General features: G+C 58.0%; 28 protein-coding genes. 10 read left to right on the forward strand and 18 right to left on the reverse strand.

What is annotated here, in order from left to right; all coding sequences use genetic code 11:
- The first annotated feature begins 24 nt into the window (after positions 1-24).
- The 3 genes from purF (at position 25) to AC2FMY_RS02840 (ending at position 2,573) form a co-directional block, all read left to right on the forward strand.
- Positions 25-1,485, forward strand: coding sequence for an amidophosphoribosyltransferase (purF, locus tag AC2FMY_RS02830; protein WP_480748433.1), 1,461 nt, complete (start codon positions 25-27; stop codon positions 1,483-1,485).
- A gap of 155 nt (positions 1,486-1,640) precedes the next feature.
- Positions 1,641-1,886, forward strand: a complete 246-nt coding sequence (locus AC2FMY_RS02835; protein WP_496744868.1) for a hypothetical protein — start codon at positions 1,641-1,643, stop codon at positions 1,884-1,886.
- A gap of 42 nt (positions 1,887-1,928) precedes the next feature.
- Positions 1,929-2,573: an SDR family NAD(P)-dependent oxidoreductase gene (locus AC2FMY_RS02840; protein ID WP_496744870.1), complete on the forward strand. Its 645-nt coding sequence runs from the start codon at positions 1,929-1,931 to the stop codon at positions 2,571-2,573.
- A 68-nt stretch (positions 2,574-2,641) separates the two neighbouring features.
- Here the strand turns inward: AC2FMY_RS02840 and AC2FMY_RS02845 are convergent, their stop codons facing one another.
- The 4 genes from AC2FMY_RS02845 to AC2FMY_RS02860 all read right to left on the reverse strand — a co-directional run bounded on the left by AC2FMY_RS02845 (position 2,642) and on the right by AC2FMY_RS02860 (position 5,214).
- Positions 2,642-3,484, reverse strand: coding sequence for an ATP-binding protein (locus AC2FMY_RS02845; protein ID WP_480748150.1), 843 nt, complete (start codon positions 3,482-3,484; stop codon positions 2,642-2,644).
- A 117-nt stretch (positions 3,485-3,601) separates the two neighbouring features.
- Positions 3,602-4,522 carry a twin-arginine translocase subunit TatC gene (tatC, locus tag AC2FMY_RS02850; protein WP_480748149.1) on the reverse strand — a complete coding sequence of 307 codons (921 nt, stop codon included), beginning with the start codon at positions 4,520-4,522 and terminating at the stop codon, positions 3,602-3,604.
- On the reverse strand, positions 4,519-4,992 hold the full coding sequence (tatB, locus tag AC2FMY_RS02855; protein WP_480748148.1) for a Sec-independent protein translocase protein TatB: 474 nt from the start codon (positions 4,990-4,992) through the stop codon (positions 4,519-4,521). The genes tatC and tatB overlap by 4 nt, the downstream gene beginning before the upstream one ends.
- Before the next feature lie 6 nt (positions 4,993-4,998).
- Entirely contained in the window at positions 4,999-5,214 is a 216-nt protein-coding gene (locus AC2FMY_RS02860; protein ID WP_480748147.1) for a twin-arginine translocase TatA/TatE family subunit, read from the reverse strand.
- Positions 5,215-5,437: 223 nt separating this feature from the next.
- Between AC2FMY_RS02860 and AC2FMY_RS02865 the strand changes: the two genes are divergently transcribed.
- Together AC2FMY_RS02865 and AC2FMY_RS02870 are read left to right on the forward strand one after the other, a co-directional pair.
- Complete coding sequence (locus AC2FMY_RS02865; protein WP_480748146.1) at positions 5,438-5,743, forward strand: hypothetical protein; 306 nt, start codon at positions 5,438-5,440, stop codon at positions 5,741-5,743.
- A 33-nt stretch (positions 5,744-5,776) separates the two neighbouring features.
- Positions 5,777-6,442 (forward strand): helix-turn-helix transcriptional regulator, encoded by a 666-nt coding sequence (locus AC2FMY_RS02870; RefSeq protein WP_480748145.1) that lies wholly within the window; start codon positions 5,777-5,779, stop codon positions 6,440-6,442.
- Between the two features lie 9 nt (positions 6,443-6,451).
- On the opposite strand, the gene AC2FMY_RS02875 is transcribed toward AC2FMY_RS02870, so the two are convergent.
- The 8 genes from AC2FMY_RS02875 to AC2FMY_RS02910 all read right to left on the reverse strand — a co-directional run bounded on the left by AC2FMY_RS02875 (position 6,452) and on the right by AC2FMY_RS02910 (position 13,905).
- Positions 6,452-7,621 carry a peptidoglycan DD-metalloendopeptidase family protein gene (locus AC2FMY_RS02875; protein ID WP_496806950.1) on the reverse strand — a complete coding sequence of 390 codons (1,170 nt, stop codon included), beginning with the start codon at positions 7,619-7,621 and terminating at the stop codon, positions 6,452-6,454.
- 62 nt (positions 7,622-7,683) lie between these two features.
- Positions 7,684-8,334, reverse strand: a complete 651-nt coding sequence (locus AC2FMY_RS02880) for a protein-L-isoaspartate(D-aspartate) O-methyltransferase (protein ID WP_480748143.1) — start codon at positions 8,332-8,334, stop codon at positions 7,684-7,686.
- Positions 8,331-9,113: a 5'/3'-nucleotidase SurE gene (gene surE / locus AC2FMY_RS02885; RefSeq protein WP_480748142.1), complete on the reverse strand. Its 783-nt coding sequence runs from the start codon at positions 9,111-9,113 to the stop codon at positions 8,331-8,333. The genes AC2FMY_RS02880 and surE overlap by 4 nt, the downstream gene beginning before the upstream one ends.
- A 143-nt stretch (positions 9,114-9,256) precedes the next feature.
- Positions 9,257-10,276 (reverse strand): ABC transporter ATP-binding protein, encoded by a 1,020-nt coding sequence (locus AC2FMY_RS02890; protein ID WP_480748432.1) that lies wholly within the window; start codon positions 10,274-10,276, stop codon positions 9,257-9,259.
- A gap of 146 nt (positions 10,277-10,422) precedes the next feature.
- Positions 10,423-11,469: a methyltransferase domain-containing protein gene (locus AC2FMY_RS02895; RefSeq protein ID WP_496806951.1), complete on the reverse strand. Its 1,047-nt coding sequence runs from the start codon at positions 11,467-11,469 to the stop codon at positions 10,423-10,425.
- Positions 11,470-11,574: 105 nt separating this feature from the next.
- Positions 11,575-12,687 carry a YhaZ family DNA alkylation repair protein gene (locus AC2FMY_RS02900; RefSeq protein ID WP_496744880.1) on the reverse strand — a complete coding sequence of 371 codons (1,113 nt, stop codon included), beginning with the start codon at positions 12,685-12,687 and terminating at the stop codon, positions 11,575-11,577.
- Between the two features lie 2 nt (positions 12,688-12,689).
- The gene (locus AC2FMY_RS02905) at positions 12,690-13,469 is read right to left on the reverse strand and encodes an SDR family oxidoreductase (protein ID WP_496744882.1); all 780 of its coding nucleotides are present in this window, start codon (positions 13,467-13,469) and stop codon (positions 12,690-12,692) included.
- A 73-nt stretch (positions 13,470-13,542) separates the two neighbouring features.
- Positions 13,543-13,905 (reverse strand): nuclear transport factor 2 family protein, encoded by a 363-nt coding sequence (locus tag AC2FMY_RS02910; protein ID WP_480748138.1) that lies wholly within the window; start codon positions 13,903-13,905, stop codon positions 13,543-13,545.
- Between the two features lie 109 nt (positions 13,906-14,014).
- On the opposite strand from AC2FMY_RS02910, the gene AC2FMY_RS02915 reads away from it, so the two are divergent.
- The 3 genes from AC2FMY_RS02915 to AC2FMY_RS02925 all read left to right on the forward strand — a co-directional run bounded on the left by AC2FMY_RS02915 (position 14,015) and on the right by AC2FMY_RS02925 (position 18,152).
- Positions 14,015-15,619 (forward strand): peptide chain release factor 3, encoded by a 1,605-nt coding sequence (locus AC2FMY_RS02915; protein ID WP_496744884.1) that lies wholly within the window; start codon positions 14,015-14,017, stop codon positions 15,617-15,619.
- A gap of 61 nt (positions 15,620-15,680) precedes the next feature.
- Complete coding sequence (locus AC2FMY_RS02920) at positions 15,681-16,622, forward strand: glycosyltransferase family 2 protein (RefSeq protein WP_496744886.1); 942 nt, start codon at positions 15,681-15,683, stop codon at positions 16,620-16,622.
- A gap of 183 nt (positions 16,623-16,805) precedes the next feature.
- Positions 16,806-18,152 carry a DEAD/DEAH box helicase gene (locus AC2FMY_RS02925; protein ID WP_480748135.1) on the forward strand — a complete coding sequence of 449 codons (1,347 nt, stop codon included), beginning with the start codon at positions 16,806-16,808 and terminating at the stop codon, positions 18,150-18,152.
- Positions 18,153-18,227: 75 nt separating this feature from the next.
- Here AC2FMY_RS02925 and AC2FMY_RS02930 read toward each other — a convergent pair whose 3' ends face one another.
- Genes AC2FMY_RS02930 through AC2FMY_RS02940 form a run of 3 tightly spaced genes read right to left on the reverse strand, consistent with a single transcriptional unit; the run spans position 18,228 to position 20,253 of the window.
- Positions 18,228-19,130: an EamA family transporter gene (locus AC2FMY_RS02930; protein WP_480748134.1), complete on the reverse strand. Its 903-nt coding sequence runs from the start codon at positions 19,128-19,130 to the stop codon at positions 18,228-18,230.
- A gap of 21 nt (positions 19,131-19,151) precedes the next feature.
- The gene (locus AC2FMY_RS02935; protein ID WP_496744888.1) at positions 19,152-20,057 is read right to left on the reverse strand and encodes a fatty acid desaturase; all 906 of its coding nucleotides are present in this window, start codon (positions 20,055-20,057) and stop codon (positions 19,152-19,154) included.
- Positions 20,050-20,253 (reverse strand): DUF2061 domain-containing protein, encoded by a 204-nt coding sequence (locus AC2FMY_RS02940; protein WP_480748132.1) that lies wholly within the window; start codon positions 20,251-20,253, stop codon positions 20,050-20,052. The genes AC2FMY_RS02935 and AC2FMY_RS02940 overlap by 8 nt, the downstream gene beginning before the upstream one ends.
- A 105-nt stretch (positions 20,254-20,358) precedes the next feature.
- Between AC2FMY_RS02940 and AC2FMY_RS02945 the strand changes: the two genes are divergently transcribed.
- Together AC2FMY_RS02945 and AC2FMY_RS02950 are read left to right on the forward strand one after the other, a co-directional pair.
- On the forward strand, positions 20,359-21,228 hold the full coding sequence (locus tag AC2FMY_RS02945) for a helix-turn-helix domain-containing protein (RefSeq protein WP_480748131.1): 870 nt from the start codon (positions 20,359-20,361) through the stop codon (positions 21,226-21,228).
- Between the two features lie 108 nt (positions 21,229-21,336).
- Positions 21,337-21,519, forward strand: a complete 183-nt coding sequence (locus AC2FMY_RS02950; RefSeq protein ID WP_480748130.1) for a hypothetical protein — start codon at positions 21,337-21,339, stop codon at positions 21,517-21,519.
- Between the two features lie 58 nt (positions 21,520-21,577).
- On the opposite strand, the gene AC2FMY_RS02955 is transcribed toward AC2FMY_RS02950, so the two are convergent.
- From AC2FMY_RS02955 to bcoG, 3 genes are all read right to left on the reverse strand, one after another.
- The gene (locus tag AC2FMY_RS02955; protein WP_480748129.1) at positions 21,578-22,339 is read right to left on the reverse strand and encodes an SDR family oxidoreductase; all 762 of its coding nucleotides are present in this window, start codon (positions 22,337-22,339) and stop codon (positions 21,578-21,580) included.
- Complete coding sequence (locus tag AC2FMY_RS02960) at positions 22,336-23,799, reverse strand: carnitine 3-dehydrogenase (protein ID WP_496744891.1); 1,464 nt, start codon at positions 23,797-23,799, stop codon at positions 22,336-22,338. The genes AC2FMY_RS02955 and AC2FMY_RS02960 overlap by 4 nt, the downstream gene beginning before the upstream one ends.
- 85 nt (positions 23,800-23,884) lie before the next feature.
- The gene (bcoG, locus tag AC2FMY_RS02965) at positions 23,885-24,802 is read right to left on the reverse strand and encodes a 3-dehydrocarnitine:acetyl-CoA trimethylamine transferase BcoG (RefSeq protein WP_496744912.1); all 918 of its coding nucleotides are present in this window, start codon (positions 24,800-24,802) and stop codon (positions 23,885-23,887) included.
- Positions 24,803-24,817: the final 15 nt, after the last annotated feature.

Here is a 24,817-nt window from a genome sequence, read left to right on the forward strand (position 1 = left end):
CTGCCCGCCTTGCAAAGCCCGCAGATGCCCCCCGCCCACCCATTTGACGATGACAAGCTCCGCGAGGAATGCGGGATATTCGGCGTCGTCGGTGTTCAGGATGCTGCCAACTTCATAGCTCTCGGTCTGCACGCCCTGCAGCATCGCGGTCAGGAGGCGGGCGGCATTGTCACCCACGATCCTGAACAGGGCTTCAACTCGGTCCGCCGATTCGGGTATGTCCGCGACAACTTCACATCCGCCGACATCATGGAAGCCCTGCCCGGACCACTGGGGATCGGCCACGTGCGCTATTCGACGGCCGGGTCCAAGGGGCAGACCGCGATCCGCGACGTGCAACCGTTTTTTGGTGAGTTTTCCATGGGCGGTGCTGCGATTGCCCATAATGGTAACATCACCAACGCCAACGCATTGCGCCGCGAACTGATTGAACGCGGTTCTATCTTTCAATCTTCGTCCGACAGTGAATGCATCATTCACCTGATGGCGCGTTCCCTGCAGCGCAACATTCCCGAGCGGATGGAAGACGCCCTGCGCCGGGTCGAAGGCGCATTTTCAGTGGTGGCAATGACACGGACCAAGCTGATCGGCGTGCGCGATCCGATGGGCGTTCGGCCGTTGGTGCTGGGCAAGATCGGTGACGGCTGGTGCCTGGCATCGGAAACCTGTGCACTGGACATCATCGGCGCGGAATTCATTCGCGAAATCGAACCGGGCGAGATGGTTGTGATCACTGCCGAAAAGGGTGTCCAAAGCAACTTTCCATTCCGGCGACAACCGCCAAAGTTCTGCATTTTCGAGCACGTCTATTTCTCGCGCCCTGATTCCATTCTTGGTGGCCGGTCGGTCTATGAAACCCGCGAAGCCATCGGTCGGGAATTGGCAAAGGAAAGTCCGGTCGAAGCCGATCTGGTTTGCCCGGTGCCCGACAGTGGCACGCCTGCCGCAATCGGCTTTTCGCTGGAATCGGGCATCCCCTATGCAATGGGAATCATTCGCAACCAATATATGGGTCGCACCTTTATTGAGCCGACCGAGCAGATCCGAAATATGGGCGTGCGGCTCAAGCTGAACGTCAATCGCGCGCTGATCGAGGGCAAACGGGTGATTCTGGTGGACGACTCGGTGGTTCGTGGCACGACCAGCCGCAAGATCAAGGAAATGATCCTGGATGCGGGCGCCAAGGAAGTGCATTTCCGGATCGCCAGCCCGCCAACAGCCTGGCCTTGTTTTTACGGTGTCGACACACCACAGCGTGAAAAGCTGCTGGCAGCGACCATGACCGAAGAGGAAATGACCAAGCATCTGGCGGTCGACAGCCTCAAGTTCATTTCACTGGACGGTCTTTACCGAGCCGTTGGGCAGTCGGGTGGACGCGACAAGGCATGCCCGCAGTATTGCGACGCCTGTTTCTCTGGCGAGTACCCTGTGAGCCCCGCGGACATGATCGAACAGGGGTTCAAGATGCAACCCGCAGCGGAATGATCTTGTCTGGGATAGAAACGTAAAGGAGCGCTTGCGCTCCTTTCTTTTCATGCTCACGCGAGTAGCAATTTTTTGCTAGTCCGCACGCTTGGCTCTTTCGCTTTGGTGGCCAAATCACTACCCAACCCCGGTCACTCACTGACCGGGCCGACTCCATGAGCAACAAGGTAGACAGCGCCGCAACGCAGAAAGGTGCGTTAACACGGAATGATATTTCCGTGCTGGGAGTATTCGGCCCCGCCAATAACCTGCACGCCCTGGTTCGCCTTTCGACAGGCCGCACCAAGGAAGTCAAACCCGGCAGCCGGATTGGAACCGGCACGGTCATCGCCATTAACAACTCTGGGCTGGTACTGCGGCAAAGCGGCCAGACCCGCAGGATCGACATCCCCGGAAGCTAATCCTGACTTGACGATACCCGCATGGAGGTTCAAACCGCCCACATGACCGATAAGACCAAAATCGCCCTTGTCACCGGGGCTTCGCGCGGACTGGGAGCCGCACTTGCCGAAGCGCTCAGCGAGGACTATCACATAGTCGCCGTAGCCCGCACCACAGGCGGGTTGGAAGAACTGGACGATCGAATTCAAGCCAAAGGCGGTGCGGCGACACTTGCGCCGATGGATATCGCTGATCCGAATGCGATGGCGACCTTGTGCCGGGGGATATACGACCGTTGGGGCAAGCTGGATTTGTGGCTGCACACAGCGATCCATGCAGCGCCGCTGACGCCTGCCCCCTTCGTCGATCCCAAGGACTGGACCAAATCCGTTTCAATCAACGCCACGGCCACTTCGGTTCTGATCCCTTATATTGCGCCGCTATTGGGCGAGACAGGACAGGCAGTATTCTTTGACGATCGCCGTGCAGGCGAGAAGTTTTTTGGCAGCTATGGGGCAACCAAGGCGGCGCAAATTGCCCTGGCGCGCAGCTGGGCCGCAGAAACCGTCAATACCGGACCACAAGTGACGATCTTGGAACCGGCACCGATGGCCACTGTTTTACGGGCGCGTTTTTTTCCCGGAGAAGATCGTTCGGTCTTGGCATCGCCCTCCGACGAAGCCACTCGGTTGTTGGCTCTGCTCTAAGTGTGGCTCGTTCCGGGTCACATTCCCGGCTGTTGCCGGAGTAGACTTGTGAGGACCAAGACGACCTGTCATGCGATGTGGACGCCCTGACGTCCCGCCAGATCGACGAAGAACTGCCACGCAACTCGGCCCGAACGGGCACCGCGTGTGGCTTGCCACTCAATAGCTTCGGCCCGAAGTGTTTCCGCCCCGACACTGACACCATAGGCGCTGCAATAGCGGTCGATCATGGCAAGGTATTCGTCCTGACTGCATGGATGGAAGCCCAGCCAAAGGCCGAAACGATCCGAGAGCGACACCTTTTCCTCGACTGCCTCTGACGGGTTGATGGCGCTGGAGCGTTCGTTTTCGATCATGTCGCGCGGCATTAGGTGGCGGCGGTTCGATGTAGCATAGAACACGACATTCTCCGGGCGCCCCTCGATACCACCATCCAGCACGGCCTTGAGGGATTTATAGTGCTGGTCGTCATGACTGAATGACAAGTCATCGCAAAACAGAATGAACCGGTGCGGCGCGGCGCGCAGGTGGTTGAGCAGGCGTGCGACCGAACCCATGTCTTCCCTTTGGAGTTCGACCAGTTTCAAATCTGGATGATCGTCTTGCAAAGTGCCGTGTACGGCCTTGACCAGGCTCGATTTGCCCATACCGCGCGCGCCCCATAAAAGCGCGTTGTTCGCCTTGAAACCTTTTGCGAACCGCCGCGTGTTGTCGAGCAGCGTATCGCGTGAGCGGTTTATGCCAACAAGCAGGTCGAGATCCACTCTGTTGACATGCGGTACAGGTTCCAGCCGATCGGGATCAACATGCCAGACAAATGCCGATGCCGCATTGAAGTCCGGTGCGGCGAGCGGTGCGGGTGCCATCCGTTCCAGGGCTTCGGCAATGCGGTTCAGGGCTTGGCTGTCCATATGGTCCTCCGGTCTGATCAGGCGCTTCAAACATGTTCCGGCAAGTGCGACAAGCCATCTGAACCGAAAAAGGCGCGCGGGTTGCCCCGCACGCCATTCCAGTCGAGTGAGCGAGGCTTACTTGCCGTCCTCTTCAAACTCGGCCATCAGGGGATCGTCCTCTTCCTCGTCGTCGTAATAGCCGTCCGCACGCAGCTGCGCCTCGCGCTTCTTTTCGACACGCGCGACAAGGAAAATCGAAACTTCGTACAGGCCGTAAACCACCGTGAACAGGATCAATTGGGTGATCACATCTGGTGGCGTGACCAAGGCCGCAAGGATCAGAATACCAATCATCGCGTATTTCCGGACGGCACCCAGCCCCTCGGCGCTGACAAGACCTGCTTTACCCATCAACGTCAAAAGGACCGGCAATTGAAAGCAAAGCCCGAAGGCGAGGATAAACTTCAGCGTGATGTCGAGGGATTCATTGACCTTGCCAAAAAACGTGATTTTCACGCCGTCTGATGTCTCGGGTACCACGGCGACTTCGGTCGGCACTTCACCCGTCGCCGAAGACAGCAAGTTGGCAAAGATCGAACTGACATCGGCAAAGCCGAGGAAGAACTGCATCGCCAGTGGTGTCACCACGAATTGGGCAAAGGCTGCCCCGAGCAGGAACATGAAAGGTGACGCGACAAGGAAGGGAAGGAATGCGCCTTTTTCCGATCGGTACAACCCTGGCGCCACGAACCGCCACATCTGGTAGGAGATCACCGGGAATGCCAGGGCGAAACCGAATACCATGGATATTCTAAACAGGGTGAACAGGTATTCCTGTGGCGACGTGTACTGCAACGTCGGGGAAGGATCGCCAAGTTCGCGAAGGGTCGCCTCGATCGGCTGCAACAGAAACTGCAGGATCGGCTCGGCCACCGCAAAGGCGACGATAATGCCGACCACAAAGGCCAGAACGGAACGTATCAGCCGCGTGCGCAGTTCGGTCAGGTGTTCGATCAGCGGCGCGGAGGTGTCGTCGATCTCGTCTGATTTGCTCATGTCTTGTCTGTCTCGGTGTTGAGCGCCGCCTCGGCTTCTTCGGCCTTGGCCAGTGCATCGGCGGCCTCGCGCGCCTTGCGATCGGCTGCGGCACGGGCGGTCGCGGCCTGAATCTTCTTGGCCTGCTCGGCCCGCTCGGCGGCCAGCTTTCCGGTCTCGCTGTCAGGATCGAACTTGGTCGGATCAATGCCCGAGGTAATATCCGAGGCCATGTCCTGCGCCGCCTTCTTGACCCCGTCCATCGCCGTGTTCACGGGGTTGGTCGCAGCCTTGATCCCCTTGGATATCTCACTCACGCCAGCCTCGTCGGCCGCCTCGTTCATTGCACGGCTGAACTCACGCGCCATGCCTCGAGCCTTACCAACCCACTGCCCCACATTGCGGAACAGGACAGGCAGGTCTTTGGGCCCTACTACGATCAGCGCCACGATGCCGATAACCAGAAGCTCGGTCCAGCCCAGATCAAACATGGTTGCTTATGCCTTGTCTTTGTCGGTCTCGGGCGTGACATCCTTGGCAGCGGTGGCGGCGTCCTGTTCGATCTCTTCGGTACCGTCCTTGACCCCTTTCTTGAAGGCGGTGATCCCTTTACCGACTTCGCCCATCAGCGAGCTGATCTTGCCACGGCCAAACAGCACCAGCACCACAACCGCGATCAGCAGAAGGCCGGGAAGGCCGATATTGTTAAGCATAGTCTTACTCCTCTTTCACCGGTTTCCAGAGCACCGGTCGTCATGATTTCGATTGGTGTTTTACGCCTGTGTCCGACGCACAGAAAGCACAGAAAGCTTTGGTGACACGCCTTTTCACGAAAAAAATGACCGTTTCGTTCAGGCCTTGAAAGATACTGACAGGTTTATGTCAGTTGCCTGATGCTAGGCCCACCCTACCGACAGTAACAAATAGGAGATCAACATGACCCATGTCGCTGAAATTGTCACCTTCACGCTGGCCAATGGGGTTAGCGAAGAGGCGTTCATAAACCTTAGCAAATCTTCAGAAGCCTTTGTCCGGGCGTCAGCCGGATTCAAGCATCGTCAATTGAGCCAGGGCGAGGATGGGCGCTGGACCGACTATGTGGTCTGGCAGGACATTCAATCGGCCCAAACTGCGGCCAGGAGATTCCCCCAGCAGGATTTCGCCGTCGCACTAATGGCCGCCATTCGTCCAGATACCATCGAGATGCGGCACGAAACGGTGCTTTGGGACATGAGCGCTTGACGATCTAGGTCATGGCGCGCCAAGGGTAAGTTCATGCGCCGCACTGATCGTCTTTTCGATATCATCCAAATCTTGCGCGACGGAAAACTGTACCGCGCCCAGGATATCGCGGACCGACTGGAAGTGTCGGTCCGCACGATCTATCGCGACATGGACACGCTGGCCGCCTCGGGTATCCCGGTCGAAGGCGAGCGCGGAGTCGGTTACATAGTGCGCGAACAGATTACCCTGCCACCGCTCAACCTGACCCCTGCAGAATTGGAAGCATTGAATCTGGGGATGGCAATCGTCGCCGAGGCCGCCGATGCCGACTTGAAAGCTGCGGCAGAATCACTGGCCGAGAAAATCGACGCGGTTTTGCCAACCCAGACCATTGCCGAGGCAGATGCCTGGAAATTTGCAGTCTATCCATTTGCCGATGCGGCAAGGGGGCTGGCGCAAATGACTCCGATCCGGGCTGCCATCAAGGCGCGGCAAAAACTGCGTCTGTCTTATCGCCGTATCGACGACACCCTGACAGACCGGGTCATCCGGCCCCTGCACATGGAGTACTGGGGACGCGTCTGGACGCTGACCGCATGGTGCGAGATGCGCTCGGCTTTCCGTGTCTTTCGCGTCGACCTGATCGAAAGCGTCACCCCGTTGCCGGAGCTCTTCTCGGACGAACCGGGGAAACGGTTGAGCGATTTTCAACCGTAAGCAGCTCGGTTACTTAAAGTATGGGTCCGGATCGACCGAGTCGAAACCTTTGCGCACCTCGAAATGCACATAGGCATCGTCTCCGCCGCGCAGAGCGGCGATTTTCTGGCCACGTTTTACCTGATCCCCCTTCTTGACGCTGATCCCTTCGACATTGGCGTAAACAGTCAGCAAATCCCCTTGGTGTCGGATCACGATAATTGGAACCTGATCAGCATCTGCGGTGATCGCAGCCACGGTGCCGGCCTCTGCGGCAGTCACTGCCGTGCCCGGCGTCGCAGCGATGTCGATGCCTTCGTTCTTGCCCTTGCTATAGGGGCGTATGATCTTCCCGGTCACCGGCAAAGCCAGCGCTGAGTTGCTTGCGGCACTTGGTGCCGGTGTCTGAACCGCAGGTTCGGCAGGTGTCTTTGGCGCCACGACTTCGTCCGGCAATGGCTTAGTCGCACTGGGCGGTGTCGGCGTTGGCGAGCCCTGCCCCGGTTGCGTCACTGCAGTCGTCGAGGTTTCTGCTGCCCGTTTCGGCGCGGGTTGATCCTTGACCGGGATCAGAAGGAACTGCCCTTCACGCACCACAAAATCGGGGCCAAGCCCGTTCCATTCGGCCAAGGCCTCGACCGGCACTTGATAGAGCCGTGAGATGGTATAGGCTGTCTCGCCTCGCTTCACCTTGTGGCGCACGGGCTCAGGGCCTGATGCAACCGGTGCAGCGGGTGCGGGTTTGGCCGGGGCAAGCGTGGTGGTTTCGACCGTGTCACTGCCTGGCGTGGAGTCGATGGCACTGCCGGCGATGCTTTCGATATCAACACCGGCGCCCGGTGCAGCACCAACCGCTCGGGGCAGCGCGATCACTTCGCCCTCTCTCAGCGTATCACCAGGTTGAAGCCCGTTGAACCGGGCCAGTTCCTCAGCAGGCAAGCCTACCCGCGACGCGATTTCGCTGACACTGTCACCACGCTGAGCAACTGCAACCTGATAAGTCGGATAGGTGATGACCCCGCGCGCATCAGGCGCCGGCCGGTTGGCAGTGCTGACGGATTGGGCGGCCGGTGTGGTACTAAACCCGCCGACCTGACCTCTCAGGTCATAGTCCAGCGGACCTTCACAACCCGCCAGTACTGCCATGGCCGCTGCTGCCGCCAAATGACGCCCGGTGACCGATCGAAATACTGCACTCATCTTGCCATCCTCAATGCCGCCCCCTGTTGGCCGGGGGTCTGGCGTTTTGTCAAATCTCTTTTTCACACCCCATCCCTGCCAAGCCCCTCAAGCAGAGGTACAAATCGGACGGGCCGCAATTCGTCATATTCCATACCGGTTTCGGTGCGGGTCACCTTGATCAGCGTTTGAACCGTATCCGACTGTCCCACCGGCACCACCATGATACCGCCGATCTTGAGCTGCGCCAAGAGCGGGCCGGGCGGGTCTTCCGCCGCAGCGGTTACTATAATGCGATCGAACGGTCCCTGTTCGGGCAAACCGAATGATCCATCCGACAGGATGGCGGTAATATTGGACAGGCCCATGTCCCGAAAAAGATCAACCGCCTCTGCCACAAGGCGTTTGTGACGCTCCACCGTGTACACCCGGCGCGCCAACCTGGCGAGAATAGCCGCCTGGTAGCCAGAGCCAGTGCCGACTTCGAGAACCGTGTCGCGTGGGCGCACCTGCAGGGCCTGCGTCATCAGGCCTACGACCGAGGGCTGGCTGATAGTCTGCCCACAGGTAATCGGCAGCGGTGTGTCGTCGTAAGCGCGTTCCGCGAACAGCCCTTTGACAAACAACCCTCGATCCACCGATTCCATGGCATTCAGAACGCGTGCATCCGTCACGCCCTTGGAACGCAGGGCGAAAAGAAACTGCATCTTTGTTTCTGGATCAGGGCCGCTCATTCGATTGCCTTCAGCGCCTCCAGAGCGTCGTGCGCAGTCAGATCCGCTCGCATGGGTGTGATCGAAACATAACCTTCCAGATTGACCGCCGCATCGGTATCGGGGGTTGTCGGGTTGTGCTGATACCCGCCCTTGATCCACAAAAACCGCCTGCCTGACGGGGAACTGTGGGGTTCAACGCTGAAGTTCGTTCCCTTGCGAAATCCTTGCCGAACTACGCGATACCCCAAAACCTCGCTCGCCGGCACCGGCGGGAAGTTTACGTTGTAGAAAAGTCGGTAGTCGTCATCCTCGTCCGGCGAGGCATCCAGAATACGGCGAACAATATCGGCACCAAAACGTTCGGCGACTTCAAAGGTGTTTTCCAACCCCAGATTGCGGGGGCCGAAGTATTGCGACAGGGCAATTGCGGGAAGTCCCTGCAAAGCCGCCTCCATCGCACCGCCCAAAGTCCCGGAATACAGCACGTTTTCAGCCGAGTTATTTCCTCTGTTCACACCCGACAGAACCAGATCTGGCGGGCTATCCTTCATCACGTCATGCAGGCCTGCCAGCACGCAATCTGCCGGAGACCCCTCTGCCGCAAAGCGTCGTTCACCCATTTTGGCAATCATCATCGGATGGGTATAGCTGATGCAATGGGCTACACCGGATTGTTCGAACGCCGGTGCGACGACCCAAACCTCGCCCGAAGCCCCGGCCAAGTCCGCAGCGATCGCTTCGAGCACCCTCAGCCCCGGCGCGTTGATGCCGTCGTCGTTTGTAAGAAGAATACGCATCCTGCCATCTCTTAACCGATTTCGCCCTTGATAGACGCGGTGCCAGATTGCGGCAAGCAATCCCAGGTCGCAATCTGCGGCATTAGCGCACCACTTGGACGGAAACTACTGGTTTCAAAACAGGCTATTGGGTTGGCCCGGCGTCAGGCGGGGAAAACAAAACAACGGTCACGCCGGATCGTTAGCCACATCACACGTCCGATTTGCGGTACAAACACGTTCGGAACCGTCGCCTTGAGGATAGACCCGCTATAATCCATCCGAAACTCGACAAGGCTTTCGTTGCCCAGAAACCGCGCACGTTCTACTACACCTCGCGCGGCCACACCGTCGCTGGGGGTCGGAACCGGCCCTTTACCCCCACGATCAAAGTCAAGCTTGACGTGCTGGGGCCTGAAAACGATCTCGACATTGGTGCCGTCCGGGATGCCGGGGGCAAGGAACTGACCGAAAGGCGTTTGCGCTAAAGCACCATTAACTTGCGCCCTCAGAACATTGATATCGCTGAAAAAAGATACGGCAGCTTTGTCAATCGGGCGAGTATAGACGTTGTACGGGGCGCCTTGCTGAACAATCTTTCCACCGCGCATAAGCGCAATTTCATCGGCCATGCGCATCGCCTCTTCCGGTTCGTGCGTGACCAGCAGCACTGCTGCGTCCTCGTCCTTCAGAATGGCGAGTGTTTCGTCTCGAATGCCATCGCGCAACCGGTTGTCGAGGCCGGAAAACGGCTCGTCCATCAACATGATCCGAGGCCGCGGCGCCAAAGCCCGTGCAAGCGCGACGCGTTGCTGTTCTCCTCCTGACAGTTGATGAGGAAAGCCATCGATAAACCGCAGCAGATCGACCTTCGCCAGCAATTCCTCAACCCGGGCGCGTTTTCTCTCTTTTGTCCCTTTAAGGCCAAAGGCAACATTTTCAGCGACACTCAAATGTGGGAACAGCGCAAAATCCTGAAACATCAGGCCAATCTCGCGCCGCTCGGGTGGAACACGGAACACGGTGTCACAGATCAGCTTGCCATCGACGTAGATCTCGCCCGAATCCTGCATCTCGACCCCGGCGATCATGCGCAATGTCGTGGACTTGCCGCATCCCGAAGGCCCGAGGAGACAGGTCACCTGCCCCGCATTGATACGTAACGAGACGTCATCCACCACCATACGCCCGCCGAAGGCACGCTTGATATTGCGGATTTCCAGACGTGGAGGAACTGCCTTGACCGTCACCGATGGACCCCATTGCCTTTCCCGATCAATTTCATCGGGCTCGGGCGGGGATAACAACCCCGCCCTTCAGGTGCAAGAGATCAGCAGCACCCGGTTGAGGCCGGTTGCCCTTCGGTCACGAACGGGCTGTCGCCGCCGCATCCTGCAAAGATGCCGTAGTGGGTCGAGAAATCTCCGATAAAGGTGAAGTGGCGGGCAAAACGGGTGTCTTGCAACATCTTCCAAGTGTTGCCGCACACGGGAAAGACCTTACCCGTTTCAATCAGGTGATGATCGTCGAGTGCAAACTCATGCGGCGCATCCGGGATCGTTCCCTTATAGATGACGGCCTGCCCATAATCCTCGCAGGCCGGTTCCAGATCCGGCAGTTTGAACAGGCGATAAGTGGCAGAGATGAATTTCAATGGAGCCACCCGAGCCTCGAGCGCTGAATTTTCAATCGCGAGCGGGCGATGAGTGACACGGCGCGGATCGTCAAAGCCCGCATCCTTTGCCATCGACAGAAAATCGTTCCAATAAAGCGCGCCTGACAGGCACTCGCCATAAAGGACTTCGTCTTCTACCATCGACTTTGGAACACGGCGGTCTGCATAGACATCCGAGAAATACATCTCGCCCCCGTTTTTCAACAACCGGTGCGCTCCGCGCAGAACCGCTGCCTTGTCGGTCGCAAGATTGATCACGCAATTTGAAACGATGATGTCAAAAGACCCGGGAGCCAGATCGAGATCGTCCAGTTTTTCGATATATCCGTGATGAAATTCGACATTGCTGGCTGAATAACCAAAGGCCTCGGCATGATAATCCTGATGTGCCCGGGCCACCTCCAACTGTGCGGGCGTCATATCCACACCAACCACGCGCCCGGTTTCGCCAACCATCGCGGACAGTGCATAGACATCGCGCCCCGCCCCGCATCCCAGATCCAGGATGCGCATGCCGTCAAGGTCCAGCGGCGCAATCAGGCCGCAGCCATAGTACCGCGCCAAAACTTCGTCATGGATCTTCGACAGTATTGGCTTGAGATGTGCAGGCACAATGTCAGGCGTACAACAGGCGTTTGTCTGAAGGTCAGCGCTTCCTTTCAGGACATCGCCGTAATAGTTCTGAACCGCCTCGTGCTTCATCGTTGCCTCCCAATGGTGATTTCAGCACTCAGCTAGTTCAGTGACGGTAAAGGTTCAATCCGACCAACGGCCCGCTGACGCAACCGTGAGAATGACTCTGGTGCATCATGCCATCAGGGCGAACTCGACCTCGTCGCATATCCTGCCATTGACCTGCACTTGCAGCACGTGCAGTCCAGGCATCAGCTTGAAGGTCGTCGCATCCCGCTTGAGTTTATGCGACTTGCTCAAATGCAGAGTTCCGGAGCCAATTTCTGCCTGTTTCAACTTAAAAACCTTGGAGGAGCGTTTCCCTGAAGGCCTGAGAAAATGAATGACATAGTCGACCAGAACCGGCTGGTTTTCGGGGCCATCAATCAGCACCGAAAAATCAAGGCTTCCCCCGATCTTCGCTGCGGTCGGAGCCTTGATCGTGACATCGAGAGGTGTTTCCGGATCAAAACCCAGTTGCATCATCGCGCCGCGATGCCCCGCTTTGATCAGACCGCGCAGGGCATGGGAGGTCATCCAACGCAGTTCTTCGGGTGTTTGCCGCTCTTCGGAGCTCCATTGTTCCAATCTCGCGATCACCAGATCCGGGTGGGTGCGGGCGATGTCGTTGAGATGGTTGGCCACCGACCGAGTGACATAGCGCGTGCTGTCGAAGTGCAAGCGGTCAAGCAAGGGTAAGGTATCCCGTGGGTTCAGCGGTATACCCGCTCCCCACGGCAGTCGCGGACGCGTACCTTCGCTGGCCAGTCGGCGCACGTGATAGCTGTAATGATCACACCAATCTGACGCCCGATCCAGAACAAGGTCCGGCCAGCGATTCAGGAATGGTCGGATTGCCCACTCCATCGAAAACCGTTGTGTCACCTCTTCTAGAACATCGAGCGCCTGTTCCGGGTATTCCATCCCGATCATGGCCACCCACTCGCCCAAGGGCGCGAAAATGAAATCGCCGAAATCGTCGTCTACCAAGGCCGGATCAAGCGGCGCCGGCAAGGCGCGCAGAATTGTCGGTGCGACCGCCGGCAGTTTCCCGGGAATCGAATGCCGCAAGCAGTCTGCAATCCAGTGCATACGGTCCTTGAGTTCGAGTTCGCGCAATCGCTCCATGACCCGCGCCTCGAACGCGTAGGCGTCAAAATCCGGATCCGCTTGGGCGAAAAGGCCCGCCAGATAGCGGGTCTTTTCCAGATTGAAAAGCTGATCCTTGAGCGAAAATCCCTGCGCCATCTTCACATTGTCAGATTGGTGGCGCCACCATCCAGCAGGATATTCTGCCCCACGATAAACCCGGCATGCTGCGAACACAAAAACGCGCAGGCCGCGCCGAACTCTGACCGCGTACCATAACGGCGGGCAGGGATGGTCGCAGCGCGTTCGGCTCGGGCTTCTTCGACGCTGATCCCTTTCTGGCTCGCGACGCCGCCATCTAAAGATTCCGCACGATCTGTCGCGTGAATGCCAGGCAACAGATTGTTGATGGTTACTCCATGTGGCGCAACTTGCCGGGATGTACCGGCCACGTAACCAGTCAGGCCGGTCCGGGCCGCGTTCGACAGTCCGAGAACCGCGATGGGTGCGCGCACAGATTGCGACGTGATGTTGACCACTCTACCCCATCCGTTTTCGATCATCCCCGGCAAAAGCGCCTTCATGAAGGCAATCGGAGCCAGCATGTTGGCATCCAACGCCTTGATAAAATCGTCGCGATCCCAATCCGACCAAAGGCCAGGCGGCGGGCCACCCGCATTGGTGACAAGAATATCAACACCGCGCGCCAATTCGATGACCTGTTTCTGACCTTCTGGTCTGGTCACGTCGCAGGCAATGGTCCGCACTGGCACTCCAAACTCGGCACGGACGCGCGCAGCAGACGCCTCTAGCGCCTCGGCGCCGCGCGCGTTCATGACCAGTTCGACGCCTGCTGCGGCAAGTGCCTCGGCGCAACCCAGACCCAAGCCTTTGCTACTGGCGCAGACCAGCGCCCGTTTACCGCGAATTCCCAGATCCATGAGGTTCTCCCTATCAGCCATTTCCGCATGTCTAGCACCGGCCAGCCAGAGAAGACCAGAAACGGTTCAATGATCAGTAAAAGAACTCTTCGCGAACGATCTTCCCGTTGGCGACGTGATAGATACCAATCTCTTTCATATCAAAGCTCTCGCCAGTTTCTTTCACTTTGCCTTGCACCTCGAAGATCACGGCAAAGCGGTCTTCGCCGTGCACAAACGGGTCGCTGACCGAAGCGCCCGAAACTTCATGCGCGCCTTCCCACCATTCATGCTTGCCTCGGATCGCGTCACGCCCCTTTATTTCGCGCCCCATGCCTGAGTAATCGACCGCTTCAACAGAAACTGCGTCCGGCGTATACAATTTCTCAAGATTTTCCTTGGCGCGGTTCTCACGGCAGCCGGCCACCAATTCATTGGCAATCTCTTTCAAATCCATCGAAATACTCCGTCATTTGTTCACTATATGTTCTTATAGCCACAAGCCGGTGATTCGAACCAGCCCCTTTGTCTTGCTTCGGCAGGATTCCCCGCCTATACGCGCGGTCATGCTTGATACCTCGAACCAACCTGCCCTGCCGCCCGAGATTGCCCGTCGCCGGACATTCGCCATCATCTCGCACCCGGATGCGGGCAAGACGACGCTGACTGAAAAGTTCCTGCTTTACGGGGGTGCCATTCAGATGGCCGGTCAGGTGCGCGCCAAGGGCGAGGCACGGCGGACACGCTCGGACTTCATGCAGATGGAGAAGGATCGCGGAATCTCGGTTTCCGCGTCTGCAATGTCGTTCGACTATGGCAATTTCCGGTTCAATCTTGTTGACACGCCCGGCCACAGCGATTTTTCGGAAGATACCTACCGCACGCTGACGGCTGTGGACGCGGCCGTGATGGTGATCGACGGCGCGAAGGGGGTCGAAAGCCAGACGCAAAAGCTGTTCGAGGTTTGTCGCCTGCGCGATCTGCCCATCCTGACCTTCTGCAACAAGATGGACCGGGAAAGCCGAGACACTTTCGAAATCATCGACGAAATTCAGGAAATGCTGGCAATCGACGTCACTCCGGCCAGTTGGCCCATTGGCATGGGGCGTGACTTCATCGGCTGTTACGACATGCTGCGCGACCGGTTGGAGTTGATGGACCGCGCCGACCGCAACAAGGTGGCCGAGAGCATTGAAATTAACGGGCTTGATGACCCGAAACTGTCGGAACATGTTCCTGCACATCTGCTTGAAAAGTTGCTGGAAGAGGTTGAGATGGCGCGCGAATTGCTGCCCGCGCTGAACCCGCAGGCGGTGCTTGAAGGGCATATGACCCCGATTTGGTTCGGCTCGGCCATCAATTCTTTCGGCGTCAAGGAACTGATGGAAGGCATCGGCGCTTATGGCCCACAGCCGCAGGTTCAGTCTGCCGAACCCCGCCAGATTTCGCCGGATGAAAAGAAGGTCGCGGGCTTTGTTTTCAAGGTGCAGGCGAATATGGACCCCAAGCACCGCGACCGGGTCGCATTTGTGCGCATGGCTTCGGGCCATTTCAAGCGCGGCATGAAGCTGACCCATGTGCGCACAAAGAAGCCGATGGCGGTGTCAAATCCCGTTCTGTTCCTGGCCTCAGACCGGGAGCTCGCCGAGGAGGCCTGGGCAGGCGACATCATCGGAATCCCGAACCACGGCCAGCTGCGTATTGGAGACACGCTGACCGAGGGCGAGGCGATCCGGGTGACAGGCATCCCCTCTTTCGCGCCGGAACTGCTGCAAGGCGTGCGGGCGGGTGACCCTATGAAGGCCAAGCATTTGGAAAAGGCGCTGATGCAATTTGCCGAAGAAGGTGCCGCCAAGGTGTTCAAGCCCTCCATCGGGTCCGGGTTCATCGTTGGCGTCGTCGGTGCGCTGCAGTTCGAGGTCCTGGCCAGCCGGATTGAGTTGGAATACGGCCTGCCGGTCCGTTTCGAAGTATCGCAGTTCACCTCGGCGCGCTGGGTGTCGGGTGAAAAGGCTGCCGTCGAAAAGCTGGTCGCCGCGAACAAGCAGCACATCGCGCATGACCATGATGGCGACATTGTTTATCTTACGCGTCTGCAATGGGACATCGACCGGGTTGTGCGCGACTATCCAGGGGTCAAACTGACGGCCACCAAAGAAATGATGACCTGAGTCCGCCCCTGTCCTAACCTGCCATTGATGAGCGGCATCATAAGATTCTTTAGGAGCCGGTATGCCTCGGGATGAAATCACTTGGGGCATTGTTTCCACGATCAAAGCCGATGAGGAAGACATCCTGCGCTTTGCTGCGCACCATCTGGAGTTGGGCGCTCATCGGCTGTTCATCTATCTGGATTCACCCGAATCCGCAGTCTTTTCTCGCCTCAAAGCACATCCAAAGGTGCGCGTTACCTCTTGCGGCGACAAGCACTGGTCCAAGTTCAAACACCGCCGACCGAAGAAGCATCAGGTGCGCCAGACGGTGAACGCTACTCACGCTTATCGTCGCGCTGATGTGGATTGGCTGGCACATATCGACGTGGATGAGTTTCTTTGGGCCGAAAACAGGATCAACGATCTGTTGGACGCGCTGCCTTCGGGAACACAATGCGCGCGCGTGCGTCCGGTTGAGGCACTGGCAGGTGGCGGAGATTTGTACAAGGCCTTTATTCCGCCGGGACCGGATCGTGAGAGGCTCGTCGACGAGATCTATCCCGAATTCGGTACCTTTGTGAAAGGCGGGTTCATGAGCCATGTTGCAGGAAAGATTTTTGCCCGCACCGGTCTGGAGGACATCGAATTCAGAATTCACAACCTTCTGCAAAACGGCGAGCGTGTGGTATGCCCGGCAGAACTGGGCGGTATAGACCTCTGCCACCAACACGCCTGGTCTTGGGAAAAATGGATTGCTCGGTATCCGTACCGGCTCGCTAGCGGTGCTTACAGGCCGGAACTGTCCCCAAATGTTCCCAGATCACAAGGTGGTATGAGCATGCATGATCTTCTGTCTTCCGTCGAAAACACAAGTGGAGAGCCAGGCTTGCGCGCGTTTTTCGATGAATTGAGCGGTGCTGATCCAACCGTCCGTGAGCGGCTGAAAGCCCGCGGACTTTTGAAGTACCGCCCATTGGATTTGGAAAAAATGGTCACGAAACACTTTTCTTCCAACTGCTAAATTGTTGAATGAAAAACGCGTTCCATACGACAAAACCCAATTAACTTCGTCTTCATTTGACCCTGCCCCACGTTTTTGTTATGTCCCCGCGCATGCCGAAACGCGCATGGGGCGCATGGCCATCCGGGCCCGGCTGTATTCAGACGCGCGGGCCAGGTCAGTGTCCGCATGAACCGGACATATATGACAAAATTCAACGAACTAAACCTGAACCCGAAGGTCCTCAAAGCTGTTGAGGAAGCCGGATACGAAACTCCCACCCCGATTCAAGCCGGTGCAATTCCGGCGGCCCTCGAAGGGCGCGACGTGTTGGGGATTGCGCAGACGGGAACCGGCAAGACCGCCGGGTTCGTGTTGCCAATGATAACGCTTTTGGCGCGGGGGCGCGCACGGGCGCGAATGCCGCGCTCGCTGGTACTTTGCCCGACGCGTGAATTGGCGGCACAGGTGGCCGAAAACTTCGACACCTACGCCAAGCACCTGAAGTTGACCAAGGCGCTGCTGATCGGCGGCGTCAGCTTCAAGGAACAGGATGCGCTCATCGACCGTGGTGTCGATGTGCTGATCGCCACGCCAGGCCGACTGCTCGATCATTTCGAGCGCGGCAAACTGCTTTTGACCGGCGTCCAGATCATGGTGGTGGACGAGGCCGACCGGATGCTCGACATGGGCTTCATCCCGGACATCGAGCGTATCTTTTCGCTAACCCCTTTTACCCGCCAGACATTGTTCTTCTCTGCCACCATGGCGCCCGAGATTGAGCGGATCACCGATACCTTCCTGTCGGCCCCGACCCGAGTTGAGGTTGCCCGGCAGGCTACGGCGTCGGAGACTATCGAACAGAGCGTGGTGATGTTCAAAGGCAGTCGCCGTGACCGCGAAGCAAGTGAAAAACGCAAGGTTCTGCGCAAATTGATCGATGCCGAGGGCGACAAGTGCACCAACGCCATCATCTTCTGCAACCGCAAGACTGATGTCGACATCTGCGCGAAATCGCTCAAGAAATACGGTTATGACGCCGCTGCAATCCACGGCGACCTGGATCAATCCCAGCGTACCAAAACACTGGATGGGTTCAGGGATGGTTCGCTACGATTGCTCGTCGCATCGGATGTGGCAGCACGCGGGCTTGATATTCCGTCTGTCAGTCATGTGTTCAATTTCGACGTGCCGGGACATGCCGAAGATTACGTCCATCGTATCGGCCGCACCGGCCGCGCGGGCCGCGCGGGCAAGGCGGTAACGATTTGTGGGCCACGGGACGCGAAAGCTTTGGATGCGGTCGAAAGGTTAATCCAGAAGGAAATTCCGCGTCTGGAGAACCCGCTGAAGGACGAACCCAAGCCGGAACCCGCCAAATCCGAACCGAAAAAGGCGAAAGCTGACAAACCCACCGAGCCCAAGAAGGGAAAAGAACCCAAGGGACGTGGCCGGGATCGCGGCGAAGGCGGCGATCGGGCGGTCGTCGGGATGGGCGATCACCTGCCCAGCTTTATCGCACTGAGCTTTGAGGAACGCCGCGCAGGGTGAGATCATTTGTAACAAGGCGTTTTGTGAACGCCTTGCAATTGATTGAACCGCTTGCAAGCTGCTTTTCCCTGGCAATCAGATAACCAGCACAAGCACCAGGATCGACAGGCAAAGCAATACGATGCCTGCGATCTCTCTGAACGTGATTGATTCCCGAAAGAAAAGACTTGAGGCCAAGAGGCTGAATATCAACTCCACCTGCCCCAGCGCCTTAACATAGGCGGCATTCTGCAAGGTGAAGGCCAGAAACCAGCAAAACGACCCGCCCAGACTCGTCAAGCCTACAAAAACCGCGGTCCGGCGGGTTTGCCAGACGGCCAACAAGTCCCCCCGATTGCGCCAAAACAACCAAGCCCCCATCGACACCATCTGAAACGACGTCACGGCTGCCAAGGTCACCAGTGCGCGAAACCACGGATCAATATCGCCCAACTGCAAAGAAGCCCCACGATAGCTGACTGCGGAGAAGGCAAACAGCACCCCGGAGCCTAGCCCAAGTTGCGAGGCCCGATTGGTCAGATGACGCCACCACGCACCATCGCCGCCAGGCGTCTTGGACAGCAGCAGAACAGCTGCCAATCCAAGCGCAATCGCACCAAGCGCACCGACCGAGACACCTTCTCCTAGAATGATGAAGCCGACAATTGCCGTCTGGATCACCTCGGTCTTTTTGAAGGTGATTCCGACCGCGAAATTGCGCTGCTTGAACAGGGCCACGACACAGATCGTAGCCAGAATTTGCGCCGTCCCTCCAATCGCAACGAACATCCAGAACCGCACCGCGAGGGGTGGCAGTTCCGCCGGAGTGTTGAGAAGAACCAATATCAAAGCCAGCACCGCCAAAGGCGCCGAATAGGCGAACCGGGCAAAGGTTGCGCCTGCCACCGAGAGCCGGACTGTACTTAACGATTTTTGCAGCATGAACCGCACTGTTTGGAACAGCGCGGCTGCGATCGTGACGGGAACCCACAAACTCATGGCTTCCCTTGTGGAACGAAATCAGTGCTTTGGCCAGAGAGGATGTGGCACCGGGTCTTTTGCGTGCCAGAAATAACGCCGAAATACCTCGCCGTACGACCGATAGACATAGCTGTCGTTGCACGCGAGATAACGTTCTTTTCCCTCGTGATACAGGGCAGGTAACCGATACCAGGCCGCGTTCGGGTTCATGTGATGTACGACGTGCAGGTTGTTGTTCAGGAACAGAAATGACAGCGGCCCACGATCTTCGATGACGACTGTACGGCCACGAACCTTTTCATAGGCCCTGTGTTCCAGAAATGTCCGTATCTTCAGCAAGCCAAGCCCGATATAGGCCGATATCAGATAGGCCCACACCGGCATGGGCGACAGGAGCGCGATCCAAAGCACTGCAACGGCTCCGGGAAGATGTAGCCCCCAGGCAATCCAGATCGCCCGGTTGCCTCCTATGGCCCCACGCCATTCCTCCGCAAAAAATGCGGCCTGGCCGATGGCCGGCCCCAGAACCATTCTGCCCAAAAGAGTGTTGTTTGCCGAATAAAGAGTCCGCTTCCAAGTCGGCAGCGTGTTCCAGACTTTTGGGTCAAGATAGTTGGATTCCGGATCGTCGTAGGGATCGGTCAGGTTTGAATCACGGTGATGCGCCAAGTGCAAGTCACGAAACCGGTTGTAGGGAATACAAAGCGTCAGTGGCAAAGCCATCAATGCCTCGTTCAACCACTTAGAACGGAAAGGATGTCCGTGAAGGACTTCATGGGTCAGCGACGAATGCAGCGCCGCGACCAACCCCATAACCGGAATCGCAATCCCAAGACTGATATTCGCCAGCCAAAAGACTGCAGCCAACCATGCCGCATAGCAGGCAACGATCAACAAGAACGTTCCCCATTCTGGTGCGTCGTTCGAGGATCGCAAATCAGACATTGCGCCCCCACCCGATGCCAGCCCAGACACGCTCGTACAGGATATACATAGTCAGGCCGATTGCGGTATTCACCACTGCCAAAGTGCCGCCGACCGCTGCGGATCCCGTTGCGGCCAATCCGACCAATGTCATGGTCGCCAAGCCCATCACATTCCAGATCACGGCCTTTACGACCGATCTCTTTCGCGTCTCCATTTCATACCCCAATTTTTTCTTCACAGAATTGTTACTTACAGATGGGCATGATGAGAATTCGGAATATGATTAACAAAATTCAGCAACTATGATATTTCTCAACACATGTATGACAAAATGGACAAACGGGACCGCGCCTCGCAATTTCGGCTGAGGCTGGCCAAGGCCATGGAAGAAAGACAGGTCACGCAAAGCGGATTGGCCCGACGCATCGGCGTAGATCGATCAACAGTCTCTCAGCTTTTGACGGATGACGGCGCACGCCTGCCGAATGCGCATGTCATCGGCAGTTGCGCAGAAACACTGGGCGTTTCAGCAGACTGGCTGCTCAGCTTGTCGGACCGTCCTGAAAGCGCTGCCGAGTTGCTGGCCAGCTCACTATCAATGACCGAAGCGCCACGCGCGCTGGTCGACGAACGGATATTCGAATGGCATCAACAGGCGGCCGGTTACAAAATTCGGTATGTCCCCGCCACATTGCCCGACATGCTGAAAACGCGTGCCGTGCTGGAATGGGAATATGCCCCGCATTTGGGGCGAACGGCCGATCAGGCAATCGGAGCTTCTGCTGACCGTCTTACCTGGATGCGCAGCGCGCAGTCGGACTATGAAATCGCGATGCCGCTGTTTGAAATTGACAGTTTTGCCCGCGCCACCGGGTACTATCGCGGATTGCCGGCGGATGTCAGACTGGAACAGATTGACCACCTTTTGGATTTGTGCGAGCAGCTTTACCCGCGACTGCGCATCTATCTCTTTGACGCCAAACGCCTATATTCGGCACCAGTCACGATTTTCGGGCCGTTATTATGCGTTTTTTATGCAGGAAGTCACTATATGGCGTTTCGTGACCGAGATCGGATCGAGCTTTTTACCCGGCATTTCGACACATTAGTGCGTGAGGCAGATCTCACCGCCCGTGACCTTCCGGCACATTTACTGCGGTTGCGACAGGCCGCCTCGGCCTCCCAATAACGCCTCAGATCTCCTGCTGGGTGCAAAATGCTCTGGTCTCGCTTATACTTGCTTGGCGCGAACCTGATGGAAATCCCACCGGTCGATAAAAAGCGGAGGATTCGACGAATGGACGCAATACAAACTGCCGAATACGCACGGGCGCTGTACGCGGCGCATGGCGACAAGGCCGAAGCCGAAGCGGCACAAAAGATGCGCGCCTGTGAGCAAGCAGGAAAAACGGGCGAGGCCAAGGATTGGGAGGCCGTCCGACAGGCCATCCGGCAGATCCGGGGACCAAATCAGAGCTGACCACCCAAGTTGTCAAGCAAGGACCGTCCCGCTCCGCGGGCCGGTCGAGCATGTCGCCCTACAATTTGGGATCGGGGTTAACGGTGTGCCCGTCAACCGCGATCACCTGCCCAGACACCAGACGAGCCGCGTCCGAAGCCAGGAATACAGCCATATTGGCGACATCAAGCCCTTCGACGAAACGGCCCATTGAGGTACCCGAGGCGTAGCCACGATAAACCTGATCACGTGTCATTCCCTTGGCCATCGCCTCGCGCTCCAGAACGCCTTCCATGCGCGGCCCCTCAACAGCGCCCGGGCAGATCACGTTACATCTTGCCCCATATGGCCCCAGTTCCATTGCAAGTGTCTTGCCAAGCCCTATGACGCCCCATTTTGCCGCCGCATACGGCGCGCGATTGGGGTAACCGTATTGACCGGCTGTCGAAGAGGTGATCAGAATGACACCGTTGCCTTGCCGCTTCAGGATGGGAGCCGCATATTTGGCGCAAAGGAACGCGCCCTCTAGATTGACGGCCATGCAGTCCCGCCACTCCTCCAGCCGCACATCTTCAATCAAGGCCGTTGGTCCGGCGATGCCCGCATTGGCGCAGAGCACGTCCAGCCCACCCCATTTTGTGTCGATTGCTCGAAACAAGGCGGCTACTTCCGCCTCGTCCGAAACATCGACCCGTGTACGCCGCCAGGTTTCGGGACATTTCGCAAGCGCCGATTCATCCACGTCCGCCACCCAAACTTCTGCGCCCGAGCCAGCAAAGGCGTCCGCCATCGCGCGCCCAACTCCCGATGCGCCGGCAGTGATCAGGACACGTTGGTTCATACAGGTTTTCGGATTGCGGCCCCCGCCCCTTCCGGAAAGGGCAGCCCGGCTTGCGCCTGCGCGATGCGCGCCATTGCCGCCTCGATCTCGGCCGAAGGCGCACAGGGCCTCCGGGTTTCGAGACTAACATGCAGCAGGAAGGTTTCACCCGTGGCCAGCAACATGTCGCCCTCATACATGCTGTGGAACAGGTGCAGCTTCTTGCCCGCTCCCAGCAGCATTTGCGTGCGCACCTTGATTTTTGAACCGGCATGGGCCTCGCCCAGATAACGGACGTGGCTCTCAGCTGTGAAATAGCTACCACCTGAAGAGATGTAGTCGGCATCGCACCCGATAATCTCCATGAACCGGTCCGAGGCCGCGCTGAACGCTTCCAGGTATCGTGCTTCGTTCATGTGCCCGTTGTAGTCGGTCCAGTCCAGCGGCACCGCGCGCGCCAATGTCAGGATCGGCTGGCTGATATCTGCCTGATCCAGTGTCGGCAATGCGCCCGGTTTTAGTGCCGCGTCATGTTGGTTCAGCACCGCGCCCGCGCCCCAGTTCTGCGCCTTGAGTGCACGCATCATGCCGACAAGGTTGTTGTCGCGGATACGCTCAAGTTCGCGAATGGAGTGCATGCCCGATTGTGCGTCGGATTGACCCGCGATTAGATCGACCAGTTCGTCGGTGAATTCGGGTACATCCATCAGCTTGGTCCAAGGCCAGCTGAGGCAAGGACCGAACTGGGCCATGAAATGCTTCATCCCCGCCTCGCCGCCCGCCACACGATAGGTCTCGAACAGCCCCATCTGCGCCCAGCGGATACCGAACCCCATGCGGATCGCCTCGTCGATCTCCTCGGTGGTGGCGATGCCATCCTTGACCAGCCACAACGCCTCGCGCCAGACAGCTTCAAGGAAACGGTCAGCGATATGCGCGTCTATTTCCTTTTTGACATGAAGCGGAAAGAACCCGACGGAACGCAAAATGTCCTGCGCCTTCGTAATCAGCCCCGGTGCGTTTTTCGGACTGGGAACCAACTCGATCAGTGGCAGCAGGTAGACCGGGTTGAACGGATGCGTCACCACGATCTGCTCGGGGCGCATTGCATCTTCCTGCAACTCCGAAGGCTTGAACCCGCTGGTCGAGGACCCGATGATCGCATCCGGGTCGCAGGATTCCTGCAAGCCCTTGTAAACCTTCAGCTTCAGATCCAATCGCTCCGGCACGCTTTCCTGAATCCAGCTGGCTCCCTGCACGGCCTCGACCATGTCCGAGTGGAAGCTCAGCTTGCCCTCAGGCGGAAGCGGTACATCACTCAGCCCCGGCAGCGAGCGGCGGGCATTATCCAGGACCTCACCAATCTTGCGTTCCGCCTCGGGATCCGGATCGAACACCCGAACATCCCAGCCATTGAGCAGAAACCGCGCGGCCCATCCGCCGCCGATCACACCGCCACCGATGATTGCCGCTGTTTTCATGATTTCCTGCCTACCAAACACGCATACTTCATCTTTTTCAAAATACTCCGGGGCTTGGGAGCTGGCCCCCAAGCCGACGTAGCGCCTACTTTGCCACTGGTGCCCGCTTGGTCAGCCCCAGTTTCTCGCGCACTTCCTGCGGCCCGATCACCCGCGCGCCCATATTTTCGATGATCGAACCAGCGCGCTCGACCAACTGCCAGTTCTCGGCCAATACGCCCTTTTCCAGCCACAGGTTGTCCTCAAGCCCCACCCGCACATTGCCGCCTGCCAGAACGGCTGCTGCAACATATGCCATCTCGTTGCGCCCCAGCGAGAATGCCGAGAATGTCCAGTCATCCGGCACATTGTTGACCATCGCCATGAACGTGTTCAGATCATCCGGCGCCCCCCACGGTACGCCCATGCATAGTTGGACCAGAGCGTTGGGTTCCAGAACCCCCTCTTTGACCAGTTGCTTGGCAAACCAAAGATGGCCGGTGTCAAAGGCCTCGATCTCGGGCTTCACGCCCAGGTCGGTCATCATCTTGCCCATCGCACGCAGCGCGCCGGGCGTGTTGGTCATGACATAATCTGCCTCGGCAAAGTTCATGGTACCGCAATCCAGCGTACAAATCTCGGGCAGGCATTCGGCAACATGGGCGACGCGGGCGCTGGCACCGATCAGATCGGTTCCGGAATCGTTCACGGGAAACGGGTTTTCGACATCGCCAAAGACGATATCGCCCCCCATGCCGGCGGTCAGGTTCAGCACCACATCAACCTCGGCGTCACGGACGCGGTCGGTGACCTCGCGGTAAAACTCAAGCTTGCGGCTCGGCGCGCCGGTTTCCGGGTCGCGCACGTGGCAATGAACCACTGCCGCCCCGGCCTTGGCAGCGGCAATCGCGCTGTCGGCAATCTGCTTGGGTGAACGTGGCACATGCGGGCTGCGATCCTGTGTTCCGCCCGAGCCCGTGATGGCACACGTGATGAAGACTTCGCGGTTCATTTCCAGCGGCATTGCGTTTTCCCCAAG

It is taken from the genome of Ruegeria sp. YKSE079 (assembly GCF_059612845.1).

What these genes read in the sequence shown, in the direction of transcription:
- purF (WP_480748433.1), top strand. Translation starts at nt 25, where the DNA reads ATGCCCCCCGCCCACCCATTTGACGATGACAAGCTCCGCGAGGAATGC.
- AC2FMY_RS02835 (WP_496744868.1), top strand. Translation starts at nt 1,641, where the DNA reads ATGAGCAACAAGGTAGACAGCGCCGCAACGCAGAAAGGTGCGTTAACA.
- AC2FMY_RS02840 (WP_496744870.1), top strand. Translation starts at nt 1,929, where the DNA reads ATGACCGATAAGACCAAAATCGCCCTTGTCACCGGGGCTTCGCGCGGA.
- AC2FMY_RS02845 (WP_480748150.1), bottom strand. Translation starts at nt 3,484, where the DNA reads ATGGACAGCCAAGCCCTGAACCGCATTGCCGAAGCCCTGGAACGGATG.
- tatC (WP_480748149.1), bottom strand. Translation starts at nt 4,522, where the DNA reads ATGAGCAAATCAGACGAGATCGACGACACCTCCGCGCCGCTGATCGAA.
- tatB (WP_480748148.1), bottom strand. Translation starts at nt 4,992, where the DNA reads ATGTTTGATCTGGGCTGGACCGAGCTTCTGGTTATCGGCATCGTGGCG.
- AC2FMY_RS02860 (WP_480748147.1), bottom strand. Translation starts at nt 5,214, where the DNA reads ATGCTTAACAATATCGGCCTTCCCGGCCTTCTGCTGATCGCGGTTGTG.
- AC2FMY_RS02865 (WP_480748146.1), top strand. Translation starts at nt 5,438, where the DNA reads ATGACCCATGTCGCTGAAATTGTCACCTTCACGCTGGCCAATGGGGTT.
- AC2FMY_RS02870 (WP_480748145.1), top strand. Translation starts at nt 5,777, where the DNA reads ATGCGCCGCACTGATCGTCTTTTCGATATCATCCAAATCTTGCGCGAC.
- AC2FMY_RS02875 (WP_496806950.1), bottom strand. Translation starts at nt 7,621, where the DNA reads ATGAGTGCAGTATTTCGATCGGTCACCGGGCGTCATTTGGCGGCAGCA.
- AC2FMY_RS02880 (WP_480748143.1), bottom strand. Translation starts at nt 8,334, where the DNA reads ATGAGCGGCCCTGATCCAGAAACAAAGATGCAGTTTCTTTTCGCCCTG.
- surE (WP_480748142.1), bottom strand. Translation starts at nt 9,113, where the DNA reads ATGCGTATTCTTCTTACAAACGACGACGGCATCAACGCGCCGGGGCTG.
- AC2FMY_RS02890 (WP_480748432.1), bottom strand. Translation starts at nt 10,276, where the DNA reads ATGGTGGTGGATGACGTCTCGTTACGTATCAATGCGGGGCAGGTGACC.
- AC2FMY_RS02895 (WP_496806951.1), bottom strand. Translation starts at nt 11,469, where the DNA reads ATGAAGCACGAGGCGGTTCAGAACTATTACGGCGATGTCCTGAAAGGA.
- AC2FMY_RS02900 (WP_496744880.1), bottom strand. Translation starts at nt 12,687, where the DNA reads ATGGCGCAGGGATTTTCGCTCAAGGATCAGCTTTTCAATCTGGAAAAG.
- AC2FMY_RS02905 (WP_496744882.1), bottom strand. Translation starts at nt 13,469, where the DNA reads ATGGATCTGGGAATTCGCGGTAAACGGGCGCTGGTCTGCGCCAGTAGC.
- AC2FMY_RS02910 (WP_480748138.1), bottom strand. Translation starts at nt 13,905, where the DNA reads ATGGATTTGAAAGAGATTGCCAATGAATTGGTGGCCGGCTGCCGTGAG.
- AC2FMY_RS02915 (WP_496744884.1), top strand. Translation starts at nt 14,015, where the DNA reads ATGCTTGATACCTCGAACCAACCTGCCCTGCCGCCCGAGATTGCCCGT.
- AC2FMY_RS02920 (WP_496744886.1), top strand. Translation starts at nt 15,681, where the DNA reads ATGCCTCGGGATGAAATCACTTGGGGCATTGTTTCCACGATCAAAGCC.
- AC2FMY_RS02925 (WP_480748135.1), top strand. Translation starts at nt 16,806, where the DNA reads ATGACAAAATTCAACGAACTAAACCTGAACCCGAAGGTCCTCAAAGCT.
- AC2FMY_RS02930 (WP_480748134.1), bottom strand. Translation starts at nt 19,130, where the DNA reads ATGAGTTTGTGGGTTCCCGTCACGATCGCAGCCGCGCTGTTCCAAACA.
- AC2FMY_RS02935 (WP_496744888.1), bottom strand. Translation starts at nt 20,057, where the DNA reads ATGTCTGATTTGCGATCCTCGAACGACGCACCAGAATGGGGAACGTTC.
- AC2FMY_RS02940 (WP_480748132.1), bottom strand. Translation starts at nt 20,253, where the DNA reads ATGGAGACGCGAAAGAGATCGGTCGTAAAGGCCGTGATCTGGAATGTG.
- AC2FMY_RS02945 (WP_480748131.1), top strand. Translation starts at nt 20,359, where the DNA reads ATGTATGACAAAATGGACAAACGGGACCGCGCCTCGCAATTTCGGCTG.
- AC2FMY_RS02950 (WP_480748130.1), top strand. Translation starts at nt 21,337, where the DNA reads ATGGACGCAATACAAACTGCCGAATACGCACGGGCGCTGTACGCGGCG.
- AC2FMY_RS02955 (WP_480748129.1), bottom strand. Translation starts at nt 22,339, where the DNA reads ATGAACCAACGTGTCCTGATCACTGCCGGCGCATCGGGAGTTGGGCGC.
- AC2FMY_RS02960 (WP_496744891.1), bottom strand. Translation starts at nt 23,799, where the DNA reads ATGAAAACAGCGGCAATCATCGGTGGCGGTGTGATCGGCGGCGGATGG.
- bcoG (WP_496744912.1), bottom strand. Translation starts at nt 24,802, where the DNA reads ATGCCGCTGGAAATGAACCGCGAAGTCTTCATCACGTGTGCCATCACG.